This window comes from Gilliamella sp. Pas-s27, assembly GCF_009795865.1.
In the GTDB taxonomy this organism is placed as follows: Bacteria; Pseudomonadota; Gammaproteobacteria; order Enterobacterales; family Orbaceae; genus Gilliamella.
In genome coordinates this window covers 1-456 of sequence record NZ_WTEW01000099.1, presented here as the reverse complement: position 1 = coordinate 456, position 456 = coordinate 1, and the positions used below count along the sequence as shown (strand labels likewise).

Genomic DNA, 456 nt, shown 5'->3' with positions numbered 1-456 from the left:
CTTTTGCTAAAGTCTATACCGAGAAAAACAGTCTGATTGCTGCTGATATGCTCAATGATAAAGTGCTTCCTTTCTTTGACAGCGAACAAGTGCCACTTTTACGCATTCTTACAGACCGAGGTACGGAATATCATGGCCATAAGGAGAGCCATGCTTACGAACTTTATCTTAATCTAGAAGATATTGAACACACCAAGACCAAAGCCTACAGCCCACAAACTAACGGCATTTGTGAGCGATTCCATAAGACGATGAAAACAGAATGTTATGATATTTTATTTCGACGTAAGATTTACACGCAATTGAGTGAAATACAAAACGATATTGAGCAATGGCTTGAATTTTACAATCAAGAAAGAGCACACTCTGGAAAATATTGTTATGGGAAGACACCCTGGCAAACATGGAATGATGCAAAGGGGTTGGTTAAGGAAAAGCAATTGGAGAATTTATTTT

The 456-nt window shown here is 38.2% G+C and carries 1 protein-coding gene; it reads left to right on the top strand.

Annotation, left to right across the window (positions count from 1 at the left end):
- On the top strand, positions 1-456 hold a 456-nt coding region (locus tag GQ589_RS11880; RefSeq protein ID WP_160426463.1), incomplete at both ends, for an integrase core domain-containing protein.